The sequence below is a fragment of the Streptomyces sp. NPDC090499 genome, from assembly GCF_044769305.1.
Taxonomy (GTDB): domain Bacteria; phylum Actinomycetota; class Actinomycetes; order Streptomycetales; family Streptomycetaceae; genus Streptomyces.
This window is the reverse complement of record NZ_JBIVXP010000006.1, coordinates 118,716-133,796: the sequence shown is the minus strand read 5'-3', so window position 1 is coordinate 133,796 and position 15,081 is coordinate 118,716. Positions and strand designations below refer to the sequence as shown.

At 71.6% G+C, this 15,081-nt stretch carries 9 protein-coding genes; 4 read left to right on the top strand and 5 right to left on the bottom strand.

Translation table 11 applies throughout. The features are described 5' to 3' along the window. Positions 1 to 81 precede the first annotated feature (81 nt). The 4 genes from ACIQVL_RS23355 to ACIQVL_RS23340 all read right to left on the bottom strand — a co-directional run bounded on the left by ACIQVL_RS23355 (position 82) and on the right by ACIQVL_RS23340 (position 7,697). Positions 82 to 4,419, bottom strand: a complete 4,338-nt coding sequence (locus ACIQVL_RS23355) for a LamG-like jellyroll fold domain-containing protein (RefSeq protein ID WP_403476264.1) — start codon at positions 4,417 to 4,419, stop codon at positions 82 to 84. A 217-nt stretch (positions 4,420 to 4,636) separates the two neighbouring features. Further along, positions 4,637 to 5,230 carry a TetR/AcrR family transcriptional regulator gene (locus tag ACIQVL_RS23350; protein ID WP_351703894.1) on the bottom strand — a complete coding sequence of 198 codons (594 nt, stop codon included), beginning with the start codon at positions 5,228 to 5,230 and terminating at the stop codon, positions 4,637 to 4,639. A gap of 29 nt (positions 5,231 to 5,259) precedes the next feature. Beyond that, positions 5,260 to 6,924: a class I adenylate-forming enzyme family protein gene (locus tag ACIQVL_RS23345; protein ID WP_403476400.1), complete on the bottom strand. Its 1,665-nt coding sequence runs from the start codon at positions 6,922 to 6,924 to the stop codon at positions 5,260 to 5,262. Between the two features lie 8 nt (positions 6,925 to 6,932). Continuing rightward, the gene (locus ACIQVL_RS23340; protein ID WP_403429256.1) at positions 6,933 to 7,697 is read right to left on the bottom strand and encodes an SDR family oxidoreductase; all 765 of its coding nucleotides are present in this window, start codon (positions 7,695 to 7,697) and stop codon (positions 6,933 to 6,935) included. A 181-nt stretch (positions 7,698 to 7,878) separates the two neighbouring features. Between ACIQVL_RS23340 and ACIQVL_RS23335 the strand changes: the two genes are divergently transcribed. Further along, on the top strand, positions 7,879 to 9,120 hold the full coding sequence (locus ACIQVL_RS23335; RefSeq protein WP_403476263.1) for an exo-beta-N-acetylmuramidase NamZ domain-containing protein: 1,242 nt from the start codon (positions 7,879 to 7,881) through the stop codon (positions 9,118 to 9,120). Positions 9,121 to 9,200: 80 nt separating this feature from the next. Next, the gene (locus ACIQVL_RS23330) at positions 9,201 to 10,520 is read left to right on the top strand and encodes a serine-threonine protein kinase (protein ID WP_403476262.1); all 1,320 of its coding nucleotides are present in this window, start codon (positions 9,201 to 9,203) and stop codon (positions 10,518 to 10,520) included. A gap of 18 nt (positions 10,521 to 10,538) precedes the next feature. Here ACIQVL_RS23330 and ACIQVL_RS23325 read toward each other — a convergent pair whose 3' ends face one another. After that, positions 10,539 to 13,328 (bottom strand): penicillin acylase family protein, encoded by a 2,790-nt coding sequence (locus ACIQVL_RS23325; RefSeq protein WP_403429252.1) that lies wholly within the window; start codon positions 13,326 to 13,328, stop codon positions 10,539 to 10,541. Between the two features lie 268 nt (positions 13,329 to 13,596). Here ACIQVL_RS23325 and ACIQVL_RS23320 point away from each other — a divergent pair, with 268 nt between their 5' ends. After that, positions 13,597 to 14,199: a hypothetical protein gene (locus tag ACIQVL_RS23320; protein WP_403429251.1), complete on the top strand. Its 603-nt coding sequence runs from the start codon at positions 13,597 to 13,599 to the stop codon at positions 14,197 to 14,199. A gap of 85 nt (positions 14,200 to 14,284) precedes the next feature. Next, a complete protein-coding gene (locus ACIQVL_RS23315; RefSeq protein ID WP_403476261.1) occupies positions 14,285 to 15,004 on the top strand; it encodes a 3-keto-5-aminohexanoate cleavage protein in 720 nt (239 codons plus the stop codon). Positions 15,005 to 15,081 lie beyond the last annotated feature (77 nt).

The window sequence follows — 15,081 nt, the reverse complement described above, 5'->3', positions numbered from 1 at the left end:
GTGCTCCACCGGGTGCCGGGCCGCGGGCAGGGCGGTACGGCACCCGGCGGTGCGTGTCGAACGAGCCTGGTCCGGACGGGCCTAGTCGCCGCTGGGTACGGCGGTCTCGACGCCCGGCATGCCGACGGCGAGGTGGCTGATCTGGGTGTCGGTGAGCGCGCCCTGGAAGGTCCACAGGTCCGACACCGTGCCGGGGAAGTACTCGCCCCAGGTGCTGGTGCCCGTCCTGGCGCGGCCGAGTTGGAGGTTCTGCGCGGCCTTGAAGGTCACGACGTTCTCGTCGGAGGAGTCGATGTCCGTGCAGCCGGCCACGTCCGGATCGCCGTCTCCGTCGGCGTCCGCGCAGGCCACGTCCTGGAGTTCACCGTTGACGTAGAGCCTGAGGTCGTGGGCGAACCCGTCGTAGACGACGGCGAGGTGGGTCCAGTCCTGGACGCTGAAGAACTGTCCGTTCTCCACCTGGGTGGTGGTGGCGGTCGTGGTGTCCGCGTCGGCGGTCTCGATGCGCCAGCGTCCCGGATCGTCGGATGCCGTGCCGGGCACATAGCGCACGGCGAACGCGCTCTTGCTGGTGCCGGGCGCGCTGAGCAGGGTGACGTTTCCGGTGGGCTGGGCGGCGGCTTGGGCGAACGCGCTGACGGTGAAGCTGGCGCCGGTGTCGACGGTCGGGACACCGCTCGCGGTGGCCGCGTAGTCGTCGACGCCGTCCAGGGTGAGTCCGCCGTCGACCCAGCCGGAGCCGGTCGCGGCGCCGTTGTAGAGGGTCATGCCGGCGCCGGTCGCGGAGGCGTCCGGGGTGACGGGCGGGGTGCCGGTGGCCGACTCGAACTTCCAGCGGGCGCCGATCAGCGGACGCTGCTTGAACAGCTGCCGCACCTCGTCGCCGGAGACGGCGCGGTCGTACAGCCGTACGTCGTCCACGTCGCCCTTGAGCGGGGAGGTGACCGCGCCGGCGGTGGTGAGTCCGCTGCCGATGGTCAGCGGGCCGTCGGAGGACCAGCGGTAGGTGAAGGGGGTGCTGGCCGCCAGGACACCGTTGACGTAGAGCTGGAGCTGGGCCGCGTCGGCGTCGTAGACGCCCACCACGTGGTTCCACTCGCCGAACCGGCCGGCCGCGCAGTTGGTGTTCGCCGGGCAGGCGGTCTGGGTGGCCCGGACCAGGGCCCCGTCCGCGGTGTCGGACTCGGGCCGGGTGAAGACCCAGCCGCCCAGCGCGGAGGAGTGGTAGAGCTCGAAGCTGCGCCGTACGGACCCGAGCTGGGAGACGGCGATCATGGACCGGGCCTCCTTGTCCTTGGGCAGCCGGACCCAGGCGGAGACCGCGAAGCTCTGGTAGGTGTCCAGGGCGGGGCGGCCGGCGGTGGCGTAGTCGTCGACGCCGTCGAAGGACAGGGCGCGGCCGTTCACGCCGGTGGTGCCCGAGACGGCGCCGCCCTTGAGGACGGCGTCGGCGCGCTGGCCACGGCCGGTCACCGTGGTGGCCCCGGCGGTCTCGTCCAGCGGCCAGACCAGCTTGGCCGGCCGGCCGGTGTCGACCGGCTGCCGGGCCGTCAGCTTGGTGACCTGGGCGTCGGTGAGCGGGTAGTCGAAGAGCTGGATCTCGTCGAGGGAGCCGGGGAAGTAGTAGCCGAGCGCGCCGTAGAGGCGGTTCGCGCCCAGGACGGTACCGCCGCGGGCGTCCCAGGGGGTGGTGAAGGGTGCGGTGCCGACGAGTTTGCCGGCCACGTACAGCTTGATCACCTGGGTGGAGTTGTCGAAGACGCCGACGAGGTGGGTCCAGCCGCTCAGCCGGGCGGTGGTGCACGCCGTGTCCCCGGTGGCGCAGGCGGGTTGCACGGCGCGTGCGGCGTCGCCGCCCGAGGAGGCGTCGTCGGTGTGCCGCAGGAACACCCAGCCGCCCAGCGTCGACGAGTAGTAGAGCTCGAATCCGCTGTGGTTCTGGCCGCCCTGGGAGAGCGCGACCGTGGGGCGGCCGGGGTCGGTGCCGGGCAGCTTGGCCCACAGGGACACCGAGAAGCTCTTCCCGGTGTTGAGGACGGGCGAGTCGGTGGCCGCGTAGTCGTCGGTGCCGTCGAAGGCCAGGCTCTGGCCTGCGACGCCGGCCGCGCCGGGCGTGGCCCCGTGCAGGGTGGCCGGCCAGTCGCCGCCCGCTCCGGAGACACTGGCCGCCCCGGCGTTCTCGTCCAGCTGCCAGGACAGCCGGTCGGGCTGTCCGGAGCGCACCCGGAAGGTGTAGGTGGTGGGTTCGGAGCCGTTGCCGGCCGCGTCGAAGGCCTGCGCGGTGATGAAGTTGACGCCCGGCCTGGTGGGCATGAACTTGATCGTCTTGGTGCCGCCGCCCGAGGTGGTCAGCGTGTTGGCGCTGGTGGGCGAGGAGTTGACGCCGAACCAGTACTTGGTGACGTCGCTGGAGGCGGAGTCGATGGAGAAGGTGCCGTACCGTCCGACGCCGTCCCACCAGGGGTCGTCCGGGTCCTCGGCGTCGGAGGCGCCGTACTGCGCGGAGCTGATCACCGGGCCGGCCGGGACTCCCGTGTCGTACATGAAGTGGCAGCCGTGCGAGCCGGTGTAGCTCCAGGCCGACCACTGGGCTCCGTCGTAGGAGCGGACGTGCCACTCGACGTGCTTGTTCTTCGGGACGGTGCTGGGCAGCGGCAGGGAGAAGTCGGAGCCGCTCTTCTTGCTCGTGGTCCGGGCGGAGGTCCAGTGGACCTTCCAGCCGGCGCCGTCACCGGCGTCCCAGTCGGCCTGGAACTGCACGGATACCGGGTCGCCGTCGGGGTCGGTGACATCGTTGGCGCGGATGGTGGCGGCGGAGCGGATGCGCACCATCTTGTCGGCGGCCACGCAGGGGCCGCCCGGGCTCATGCCGAGCTGGGAGAGGGCGATCTTGGCGGGGGCGCGGTTGTACTGCACGCGCAGGTAGGCGTCGTCGGAGAACCGCTTCCAGGTGTAGCGGTCGTCCTCGTCCGTGGCCCTCATGCCGAAGGTGATGGTGGACCACTTCTTGGCCGCGGCGGTGGCGACGGCGTCCTTCACGTCGAACTCGGCGTCGGCGGCGGCGCAGCCGTCGGCGCCGTAGGCGAAGCTGAGGGTCCGCAGCCGGCCGATCCAGAAGTCGGAGTTGTCCTGGCTGTTCCAGGTGGTGGACGAGGAGATCGGCTTGGTCCGCCAGAGCTGGACCTCGCGCTTCTGGCAGGAGGCCGCGTGGGTCTCGTGGACGACGAACTCGGCGGACAGGATGGAGCGGCCGGCGAACTTCGTGGTCGGGATCTGGTAGAAGAGCCGCTTCACGTCGTACGGGGCGCAGTAGTCCCAGCCGCAGTAGCCGAGGCCGGCATCGGAGTCGCCGTTGAACTTCCACTGCGGGGAGCCCGCCCAGTACCGGGACACCATGGTCCAGGAGGTGGCCTTGGGCGAGTACCACTGCGGGTCGATGTAGACGGGGTAGCGGGTGCCGTCGCCGGTGAGCAGTTCCCTGTCCGGGGTGAGGACGAGGGTGTCGCCGCGGTCGGCGACCTCGACACCGACCGGCGCGACGCGCGCGGACTCGGCCGCGGTGGGTCCGTCGCCGTCGGGCGCGGCGGTGGTGTCGCCGGCCGCGGTGACGGCGGACGAGGTCGCACGCGCGACAGCCGGGTCGGCCTGCCCGGCGGCCTTGGTGCCGCCCGCGCCGGAGGAAGCCGTGCTGGAGGAAGCCGTGTTGGAGGAACCCGTGCTGGAGTCCCACATCACCGGCGTGGGCGCCTCGAAGACGACGCCGCCCGCGCCCTTGTCGACGGCCTGGAGCCCGCCGGCCGCGGTCTCGCCGACCGCCATGCCGTCGGCGTTCAGCTTGAGCCGCAGCTGGGCCAGTTCGTCGCTCGCGGCGGCCGCGGCCGACTTCACCACGAGGAGCTGGGTGAAGCCGTCGGGCCGGGCGCCGAGGCGCAGGTCGACGTCGGGGAGGATGTCGGGGTAGACGGCCGTGTCGCCGTCGAGGGTCGGGGCGGGCACGGTGCCGGGCCAGGAGAGTTCGAGCGTGCGGCCCGCCCGCCCCAGCCGGACCAGCGGGCGGTCGGCACCGCCGCCGGAGAACTCCAGTTCGACGGTGGCCGCCTTGGGGGCCACCATGCCGTCGCCGGCCCTGGCGAGCGCGGTGTCGACGGGCCGCCAGGTGCCGTCGATCCGGGTGCGGACCGGGCGCAGGTACTCCCGGGCCTCCAGGTGGCCGTCGGGGGTGGCGTAGGTGTCGCTGCTCTCGCCGCGCAGCGCGGCCACCTCGACGTTCCTGCCGGTCCGCCGGGCCGCCGCGAGCGCTTCCTCCTCGGTCGTGGCGGTGGCGTCGTCGGCACCGCCCTGCTGCGCCGGGGCCCCCGCCGCCGCTGCACTCCCCCGGGCCGCGGCGGCCCCGGGTGCGGCCCCGGCCGTGGCCGCCACCGCCGGGAGCGCTCCCAGCTGCAGCAGCGCGGCCGTCAGGGCGGCGCTCAGTCCGAGCGCCGCCCCACGCCGAGGTCTTGGCCGTTCTCTTCCATGGCGCGCCATCCCACACCCCCGTCTTGACATGATCAGCTCACAGGAAAGAAAAAGGTAAGAGCGATCAGTGACGGAACAGTGAATTCCGATGACGGGAAGATGAACGCCGGATGAGCAACGGTCAGGGGCGCAGCGCCCGCAGCAACAGGTCGGCCAGGTGGTCGGCGACCTCCTGGGGGGTCATGGGGCCGTCGGGGCGGTACCAGGTCGACAGGTGGTGGACCGAGCCGAAGTGGTAGTCGACGACGAGGTCGGCCGGGGTCGCGGTGGAGAAGACGCCCTCGCGCTGGCCCTCCTCGACGAGCGCGCGGAAGCGTTCGTGGTAGCGGCGGCGCTCGGCTCGCACCTGCTTGTTCTTCTCCGGGCTCAGGTGGTGCATGGACCGGAAGAAGATCATCGCGTCGTCGAGGTTCTCGATGGTCGTGACGACCACGTCCGCCGCCGCGCCCCGCAGCCGCTTCTCGATCGGCTCGTCCGCGTTCGCGAAGGCGTCGAGCCGTTCCTGCTGGACGCGCAGCACGCGCGCGTACACCTCGTGCAGGAGGTCGTCCTTGGAGCCGAAGTAGTGGTACAGCGCCCCCTTGGTGACGCCGGCCGCCTCCACGATCTCCTGCACGGAGGTGCGGTCGTACCCCTGCTCCGCGAAGAGCCGGGTGGCGGCGGCAAGAAGCCGCTGCGGAACGGGAGCCCCGTCTCCGTCCGTCGTCCTGGGCACTGCCGCCACCTGCCTTTCTCGTAAATCCACTAACCCTGTTGCGGTCGGGAACGCAGTTCCCGTCGGAGGATCTTCCCACTTGCCGTCTTCGGCAGGTCGGGCAGGATCTCCACCTGGCGCGGATATTTGTAAGCGGCCAGTCTCTCCTTGCAATAGAGGGCGAGATCGTCCGGGTCGGTTGCAGTTCCCGGGCGAAGACTGATGTAGGCCTTGACGGTCTCCCCGCGGTAGCCGTCCGGCACCCCGACGACGGCCGCCTCGCGTACCGCCGGATGGGTGTACAGCACGTCCTCGACCTCACGCGGCCAGACCTTGAAGCCGGACGCGTTGATCATGTCCTTCTTGCGGTCGACGACGTACAGCCAGCCCTGCGGGTCCATGAACCCGATGTCCCCGGTGCGCAGCTCGCCGTCCGGGAAGGTCTCGGCGGTGGCCTCGGGGCGCCGCCAGTACCCGGGCACCACCTGCGGCCCGCGCACCGCGATCTCGCCCTGTTCGCCGAACGGCACCTCGTTGCCCGCGTCGTCGAGGATGCGGACGACCGTGTCCGGGCCGGGCACCCCGACCGCGAGGGTCCCGGAGACGGGGTCGACGGGCGCCTCCAGGTCGGGCGGCACGGAGGCGCAGGGCGCGGTGCACTCGGTCAGCCCGTAGCCGTTGCGGATGTACGGCCCGAACCCGGCGCGGAACTTCTCCACCAGGGCCGGCGGCAGCGGCGCGCCGCCGGAGGAGATGTTGACGAAGGAGGCGAAGTGCTCCGGGGTGACGTCCGGGTGGGCGGCCAGGGCCATGAAGGCGGTGGACGGGCCGACCGTGTACTGCGGGCGGTGCTCGGCGAACGTCTCGAGGACCAGGCCCGGCTCGAAGCGGTACGTCAGCACGAGCGTGCCCACGCTGGTCAGGCAGGCGCAGAGCTGGCAGACCATGCCGGTGATGTGGAAGAGGGGCGCGAGGGCGTAGTAGACCGGCGCGTCGGGCAGTGCGAGCCCGGTCCGCTGCCGTTCCGCGTTGTACATGATGTTGCCGTGCAGGTTGGTGGCGCCCTTGGGGGTGCCGCTGGTGCCCGAGGTGTAGCTGATCAGCGCGATGTCGGAGGGCGCCGGGTCCCGTCCCTCGGGGGCCGTACCGCCCTGCCGGGCGACGGCGACCAGGTCCTCGGCGTCGGCGGCCTGCGCCAGCCGCTCGAAGGCCAGCACGCGCGCGTCGTCCCGGGTCTGGAAGTCCAGCTCGCTCGCGGTGAGCACGATCCGCACCGGAGAGTCGGCGGCGGTGTCGCGCAGATACGACTCCCAGGCCCGCTGCGAGCAGACCAGCGCGGCCGCCTCGGCGTCCCGCAGCACGTGCGAGACCTCCCCCGACTTGTACATCGGGTTGACCGGCACGACGGTCGCGCCCGCCTTCCAGGCACCCAGCACCGCGAGCACGAAGTGCGGCGAGTTCTGCAGGATCACGGCGACCCGGTCGCCGCGCTCCAGGCCGCGCCCGGCGAGATGCGCCGCGACCGAGTCGCTCAGCTCGTCGACCTCGCGGAAGCTGAGGCGGGCGTCGAAGTAGGTGAGGCAGGTGCGGTCGGGCGCCTCGGCCACGGCGGCCCGCAGGGCGTGCACCAGCGAGGCGGGCGGCTCGGCCGGCCCGCGCTGGGCGTCGTTGAGCAGGCCCAGCCAGGGCCGGGCGGCATAGCGGGACTCGGTCACCGACTCGCTCACCGGGTGGCCTCCCACTTCTGCTGGATGTGGTTCATGTTCGTCAGCCAGCGGTCCGGGTCGCCGGCCCGCGCCCGGTAGTAGTCGGCGACCTCGGGGTGCGGCAGGATCAGGAACCGGTCCTCCGCGATCCCCTTGAACAGGGCGTCCGCGACGGCCTCCGGCTCGATCGCGGTCGGCTGCAGCACGATGTCGCCCGCGCTGCCGGTGGCGGCGAGCATGTCGGTACGGACGCCCTGCGGGCAGATGGCGTGCACCTTCAGGCCCCGGTGCCGGTAGGTGAGCGACAGCCACTCGGCGAAGGCGTACGCGGCGTGCTTGGTGACGCTGTAGGGGGCTGCCCCGATCATGGTGAGCAGTCCGGCCGCGGACACGGTGGACACGAACCGCCCGCTCCCCCGCTCCAGCCACTCCGGTACCAGTTCCTGCGCGGCCCGCACGTGCGCCATGACGTTGACGTCCCATGCGGAGGCCCACACGGCCGGGTCGGCCGCCTCGGACCCGCCCGACCCGAGACCGGCGTTGGCGCAGAAGACGTCGACGCTCCCGCCGAGCGCGTCCCGGGCGGCGCCGACGATGCCGGACGCGTCCCCCGGAAGGGCGATCCCGCCGATCTCCGCGGCGACCGCGGCGGCCTTCTCCCCGTCCAGGTCGTTCACGACGACGCGGGCGCCCTCGGCGGCGAACCGGCGGGCGAGGGCGGCCCCGATACCCCCTCCCGCCCCGGTGACGACGACTCGGGCATCTTGCACGGCTCCCACCATCGGTCTCCTTCGACACGACGCGACCAGACTCGGCTCAGCACCGACACACTAACCGGTCGGTATGTTTGAGAAAAGGGCGATCGTCACACCCCCTAAGCTGCAGCGCGCCCCAAAGGGGCGCGGGGAACTGCGCGACCAGCCACACCCGTCCCGCACCCGGACGACCACGGAGGCCACCCCCATGCGCCCGTCCCGACGAAGTCTGCTCACCGCGGCCACGGCAACGGCGGCAGCCGTGACAGCCCTACCCACGGCAACCACGGCCGACGCCCACGCCACCCTCACCACCGGGTTCGACCGCCTCGCCGCCGACGGCTACGCCCTCCTCGCCGCCCAGAAGGTCGGCATCGTCACCAACCCCACCGGCATCACCCCCGACGCCCGCCACATCGTCGACGTCATGCACGCCGACCCCCGGGTCCGGCTGACGGCGGTCTTCGGCCCGGAGCACGGCTTCCGCGGCACCGCCCAGGCCGGCGGCTCCGAGGGCCGCCACGACGACCCGGCGACCGGCCTCCCCGTCTACGACACGTACCTCAAGAGCGGACAGCCCCTCGCCGACGTCTTCACCGCGTCCGGCGTGGACACCGTCGTCTTCGACATCCAGGACGTCGGCGCCCGCTTCTACACGTACATCTGGACGCTCTACGACTGCATGGCAGCCGCCCAACTGGCCGGCAAGCGCTTCGTCGTCCTCGACCGCCCCAACCCGGTGACCGGCCGCACCGCCGAGGGCCCGGTCCTGCACCGGGAGTTCGCCAGTTTCGTCGGCCGGCAGCCGATCGCGCAGGCGCACGGGATGACGGTCGCCGAACTCGCCCGCCTGTTCAACGCGGAGTTCCTGGACCCGCCGGTCGCACTGGACGTCGTGCCGATGACGGGCTGGCGGCGCTCCCGCTTCCCCGACGCGTACGGCCTGCCCTGGGTGCCCCCGAGTCCCAACATGCCCACCCCGGACACCGCCCTCGTCTACTCGGGGACCTGCCTCTTCGAGGGCACGAACCTGTCCGAGGGCCGCGGGACCACCCGTCCCTTCGAACTGCTCGGAGCGGAGGGCATCGACGCGCGCTGGGCGGCCGCCGCCAACGAGATCGCACTGCCGGGCGTGCGGTTCCGGGAGGCGTACTTCGCGCCCACCTTCTCCAAGTTCCAGGGCAGGACCGTCGGCGGGGTGCAGATCCATGTGCACGACCGGGCCGCCTACGACCCCGTACGCACCGGAGTCGCCCTGCTGGTCACCGCCAAGAGGGTCTGGAGCGGCTTCGCCTGGCGCGAGGACGACTGGATCGACAAGCTCACCGGGTCCGCGCGCGTGCGCACGATGACCGACGCCGGCGCGGGCCCGGACGAGATCGTCGGCGCCTGGCAGGACGAACTCGCCGCGTTCCGCCGGGTCCGAAAGGAATTTCTCCTCTACAGGTGAGGCGCGTTGTATGGCCAACCTTGCCCCACGGCGGGACGATGCGCGCACATCGCACCTGTTCGGGGGACGAGGAGCCTGGTATGGCGGATCCTGGGATGAGTGTGGCTCCCTACTGGGAACTGACCTTCGACGCGGACGGGGACCCGGACGGCGCCGAACGCGACCGGCTGCTGGGCGAGATCGGCGGCCACGGCCTCCGCGACCTGATCGTCTTCGCGCACGGCTGGAACAACGACCGCTCGGGGGCGACCCGCCTGTACCGGCGGTTCTTCGCGCCTGTCCCGAAGCTCGCGCCGAAGGCACGGATCGGGTACGCCGGGGTGATCTGGCCCTCGATGCGGTTCTGCGACGAGCCGATCCCCGACTTCCCCAGGTCGGTGGTGGCCACGGAGGCCGAGCAGGCGCAGGCACCCGTCCTCGACAAGGACACCCGGCACGCGCTCCTGGAGACGTTCCCGGGGCGGGCCACCGTGGTCGACCAGATCGCGCGGATGCTGGACCAGCGGCCGGCGAACGAGCTGGAGGAGTTCGGGCGGCTCGTACGGGTGCTGGTCGAGGTCCTCCCCGGCGGGCCGCAGCCGCTGTTCGCGGCGGACACGCTCGCGGAGGGCGTCCCGCAGAGCGACCCCGTGCTGTTCAGCGGGGACATCCCCACCCTGTGCGAGGAGTTCGCGGCGGCACTGGCCGCCCTGCGGGGCAGCGGCGACGCGGCCGGGTTCGCGGTGCCGAACCCGTGGGACGGCGCGAAGGAGCTGCTGCGGCAGGCGACGTACTACGCGATGAAGCGGCGCGCGGGGACCGTCGGGGAGCGTGGGCTCGGGCGGGTCGTCGGGCAGCTGGCCGGCGCGGCGCCGGACGTGCGGGTGCATCTGGTGGGGCACAGCTTCGGCGGCCGGCTGGTGTCGTTCGCGCTGCGCGGGCTGCCGGACGGGGTGCGCACGGTGAAGTCCGTGACCCTGCTGCAAGGAGCGTTCTCGCACTACGCGTTCGCCGCCCGGCTGCCGCACGACCCGCGCGCCGGCGGGGTGCTCCAGGGGCAGCAGAACCGGATCGACGGCCCGTTGGTGTGCTGCTACTCCCACTTCGACCAGTCGCTCGGCACGCTGTACCCGCTGGCCTCGCGGATGGCGGACGACTGCGAGTCGGCGCTGGGCGAGGACGTGGCGGGGATGCTGGGCGCCAGGTGGGGCGCGATGGGCCACGACGGCGTCCAGGAGGTGCCGGGCACCAGGTCGCTGGACCTGGCGGCGGCGCTGCGCGGCCCGCTCGCCGCGCCGGGCTGTGTGAACGTCGACGCGGCGGCGGTCGTGAAGAGCGGCGGCCCGCCGTCCGGGGCGCACAGCGACATCGTGCACCCCGAACTGGCGCGGGTGGTGCTGGCGGCGGGGCGCATCGCGTGACCCCGCCGCCGTGGGGCATCAGCGGTGTGACGTGAACTCGACGACCTGCTGGAAGGTCGGCCGGTTCTGCCAGCTGATGTTGTAGTGCTTGATGCCGCCCAGGGTGCGCTGCACGATCGAGTCGGCGCACCACTGGTCGCCCGCCGAGCACAGCGAGTCCCCGGGGTAGACGGTGGACGCGCTGGTGCCGGCCGCCGTCTTCAGGGTGCTGATGAGGATGTCCCGGCAGGCGCTGAGGCTGCCGCCGCCGCAGTACTGCTCGGCGAGCGGTCCCGACACGGTCTGCCCGAGCACCGACCGGAGGTCCTTGTCGACATAACTCCACCAGCCGTACTGGAAGGAGCTGCCGGCATGCGCACCGGTCGGTCCATGGGCGGCGGACGGGGTCTCGTCGATGTACAGGTTGTTGGTGAACGCGGTGTACAGGTCGTCGCCGAGGCCGGGCTGGAACTCGGCCTTCACCAGCAGCGGCCACCAGGCGTCCAGGATCCGGACGGCGTCGGCGTTGGCGTACGTCTTCGAGCCCGCCGAGGTCTCCGTTCTCTTGCCGCCCGCGGTCAGCCAGGTCTGGAGCTTGGTGACGGCCGCGGCGGCCGTGGAGTCGGTCACCGTACTGCTGTTGACCACCTTCAGCAGGTCCGGCAGCACGTCCTCGGCCCGCAGGTCCGTGAGCGACGCGTCCGACATGGCCTTGACGAGCGCGGATCTGGTGACCCCACCGGCGGCGACGAGTTTCTTCACCCGGTCGTTGAGCAGGTTGCCGCGGTGGACCGAGCCGTCACCCCAGCTCGCGGTCGTGTAGTTCAGCGCCTGTTTGTTGTTCCAGGAGACGTAGTAGTCCTGGTCGATGGACTGGGGGTGCTGGGCGGCCGGGGTGTAGTCGGCCGTGTTGGTGGACGGGTCCCAGTTCTGCCACTCGTAGGCGGCCTGGCCCCAGACCGGGAACTCGGCGTCGACACCGCCGGCCCGCACCGGGTTGTTGCCGCTGTTGTAGTACGCGGTGTGCGTGGAGTCGGCGTAGAACCAGTTGAAGGTGTAGTTGATGTGCTGCACCGCGCTCTGGAAGGTCTGCGGGCTCTTCACGTAGTCGGGGTCGTTGAGCATCTGGAAGCCGATGATCGAGTCGGCCTCGTGCATGTAGGACGATCTCAGGGTGGTGTAGGCGACCTTCTTCCCGCCGACGGTGGCCCGGTATTCGACGGGGCCGTACTTGGTCTTCCAGACCTTCATGGTGTACGAGCCGGCGGCCGTGCCGTCGGCCGTGGTGGGCTTCCAGGAGTTGGTCTGCTCGACCTCGTCCATGGCCGTGCAGGTGCCGTGGAACAGGTAGTGGTAGTCGTCCTGGCAGAGCTCGACCGCGTAGGAGTCGATGATGTCCTGCCCGGAGGTGGTCGCGGACCACGCGTAGTCCTGGCCGCGGCCCAGTTCGACGTACATGCTCAGGCCCGCGAAGGAGGCGCCGCGGGCGCTGATGCCCGGCCCCTGGATCTCCTGGAGCATGAGCAGCTGTGGCGCGAAGTAGCCGGTCTGCGGTCCGAAGACGGCGATGGGGTGACCGCTCGCGGTGTACTTGCCGCTGACGACGAGGGCGTTGGACATGCCGCGTCTGGCCGAGCTGAGGGCGGTCTTGGTCGCCGTCTCGGACGCGGCGGTGGCGCTCTGGTCGGCGCCGGTGCCGGTGGCGTTGTAGACCAGGGGTTCGGTGGTCACCGTTCCGGCGTCGGGCAGCGCCTCGCCCTGCGGATTGTCCGGTTTGGTGCCGTACGGGAAGCTCTCGCCGTTGTGGACGGTGAGCACGGCCTCGGGGTCGTTGCGTTCGCGGAACGACTCCCAGACCTTGGTGCCCTCCGTCACCCCGTACTTCTCCTGGGCGGCGAGCAGCGATACGGCGTTGTTGACCTCGCCTCCGCCGCCGGAGCCGAACAGCGCGCCGATCACGGAGGCCAGCGCCACCAGGTCGGTGATCTTGAAGTGGTCGATCGTACCGGCGTTGGTGATCGAGTCCTTGTGCCCGGTCAGCACGTACTCGCCGGGGAAGTACCGGCCGCTGTCGGAGGCGTCGATGTAGGAGTTGATGCCGGCGAGGTAGGCGTTGGCGTCGTCGAGCGCCTGCTGGCCGCGGGTGCCGTTGTTGGCGACGGCGTTGTCGATCTGCGCCTGGAGGTCGGCCTCGGAGTAGGGGGCGTTGCGGTAGAACTCCTGCTCAAGGCCCTGGTTGGAGGCGGCGCCGCCGGCGAAGGTGGTGAGCTGGCCGCGGCCGACGTGCCGGAACACGTCCATGAGCCACAGCCGGTCCTCAGCGGCGGCATACCCCGCGCCGAACTCGGTGCCGTATCTGGTTGTACCGGTGATGTGCGGCACACCGGTCTTCTTGTCGCGGACGATGGTGACGTCGCTGCGGCCGGCCGGGTTCTCGGTGGAGGCGACTTGATCGGAAGCGACCCCGAACGACGAGTCGTTGAAGAACGTGTTGATCTTCGCGTCGGTGAGGGTGGAGTAGCCCGTGGCCAGGCTGTTGTAGGTGCCCAGCTGGTCCTCGGCGTGGTCGGGCTCGGTGCCGAAGATCTGGTTGAGCAGGATCTGGGCGAGGGTGGCGTTGCCGTTCTCGCCGGGCGGCAGGATGTCGGAACACTGGCCGCCGCAGTAGTCGTTGGAGGCCGTGGCCGCAACCGCCGGGGTGGCCGCGGCCAGCGGGGTGAGCAGCCCGGCGATGAGCACGCATACGGATGCGGCTTTCAGGAACCCGGGGAGCTTGCGGGGAGTTCTCAGTCTGTCGAACAACGCGTGATGTCTGGTGCGCCGTGGCATGGCAGCTCCTCACGACGGGGGTGGTGCCGGACGTTACCGCCGGTATCCCCGGGATTGAAGATGAACATGCGTCAAGTTTTGGAAGGGTCGCCCGCGTCGGCGGTGTCACCGGCAGTCGGTCAAGGCGGGCGGCCTTATGGACGGCATCGGAAATCGGATGGAGCCGATTCGAGTGTCGATACGTCTATACGGCAACGCCGCGCGGAGCCCGTGCGGCGACGCCGAAGTGACCGAAGTACAGCTGCAGGTGTGACGGAGGTGCAGGGCGATGGCCGGTTTCCGGAGTCTGGCGAGACAGGTGCGAGACCCACGGTGCGATCTGGCGCTTCGGCGCTACTCGCTGCGCAAGTGCCTGGAGCGGTTCGCTCCTTACGGGCACCGCGCGACCTGGGACCATCTCTGCTCGCGGGCCGGGTTCGGTCCCGAGGACCGGTCCCCCGATCCGGTGCGTCTCGTGGGCGCGCTGGACGAGCTGGAGGAAGCGCGGACGGTATGGCTCGGCTATGAGAGCGAGTTCGCCGAGCGCCGCAAGAAGGAGAAGCACGACGGGCTGCGCCGCCCGGGCAGCGTGGACGACTGGCACCGGCTGACCTGGGGCGGATTCGGAGTGGCCTGGTGCGACGACCCACGGGTCCATCCCGACGAACCACTCGCCGAGGTGCTGCGACGGCTGATCGCCGCCCTGGAGCGCGAGCCGGGCACGCTCTGCCCGGTGTGCGAAGGGGAGCGCCTCATCTGGAAGTACGACCTGGACCACGAGCCCTCCGCCGGTCCGGTCTGCGCGGACTGCGGGATCCTGGTGCCGCGTCCGGTCCTCACCGCCGAGGCCCTGGCCTATGCCAGGCGCGGGCGGCTTCTCATGTCGGCCTGACCACGTGGGGGTGCGCCGGGGATGCCGCACCCCCCAACTGCCGGAGCACCTGGCCACCGTCAGTGGTGACCGGCACCATTCGAGCATGGAACTGCAGGTCTGTCTGAACGGACGCCGTGGCGGCGCCGACGGCGCGGGCGTGCCCTTGTCACCGGCGGCCCTGGCGGACTCCGCCGCGGAGGCGGTCGCGGCCGGGGCGACGGAGATCCATGTGCACCCGCGGACCCCGTGCGGACGGGAGAGCCTGTCCCCGCGCGTGGTCGAACCGACGCTGGACGCGCTCCGCGCACGGCGGCTGCGGGTACCGATCGGAGTGACCACCGGCGCCTGGGCCGCACCCGGTCCGGCGCTGCGGCTCGAGCGGGTGGGCACCTGGTCCGTCCTGCCCGACTTCGCCTCGGTCAACTGGCACGAACCGGGCGCCGAGGAACTCGCGGCGGAGCTCATGGTCATGGGAATCGGCGTGGAGGCGGGCATCTGGTCCGGCACGGACGGGGCGGCACGGTTCGCGGCCTCGCCGCCGGCACCGCAGGTGCTCCGGGTGCTCGCGGAGGTGACGGACCCCGACCCGGCCACCGCCGGGCAGTCGGCACGGACGCTGCTCACCGAGCTGGGCACAGCCCACGGCCGCCCGGTCCTGCTGCACGGCGAGGAGGGCGGCACCTGGCCGGTGCTGCGGCTGGCGGGCCGGCTGGGCCTCGCGACCCGGATCGGCCTGGAGGACACCCTGCTGCTCCCGAACGGCGAACGGGCGCTGTCCAACGCCGAGTTGGTGGCCGAGGCGCTGCTCCAGTACGGCCGGTGAGCCGGAGCGCCGCCCCTACCGCCCGCGCTCCGCCCGCTCCGCCCGCTCCGCCCGCTCCGCCCGCTCCAGTACGGCCG

Bases quoted from the DNA above. Each gene is read 5' to 3' on its own strand.
- ACIQVL_RS23340 (WP_403429256.1), bottom strand. From the start codon at position 7,697: ATGGTGGGAGCCGTGCAAGATGCCCGAGTCGTCGTCACCGGGGCGGGA.
- ACIQVL_RS23335 (WP_403476263.1), top strand. From the start codon at position 7,879: ATGCGCCCGTCCCGACGAAGTCTGCTCACCGCGGCCACGGCAACGGCG.
- ACIQVL_RS23330 (WP_403476262.1), top strand. From the start codon at position 9,201: ATGGCGGATCCTGGGATGAGTGTGGCTCCCTACTGGGAACTGACCTTC.
- ACIQVL_RS23325 (WP_403429252.1), bottom strand. From the start codon at position 13,328: ATGCCACGGCGCACCAGACATCACGCGTTGTTCGACAGACTGAGAACT.
- ACIQVL_RS23320 (WP_403429251.1), top strand. From the start codon at position 13,597: ATGGCCGGTTTCCGGAGTCTGGCGAGACAGGTGCGAGACCCACGGTGC.
- ACIQVL_RS23315 (WP_403476261.1), top strand. From the start codon at position 14,285: ATGGAACTGCAGGTCTGTCTGAACGGACGCCGTGGCGGCGCCGACGGC.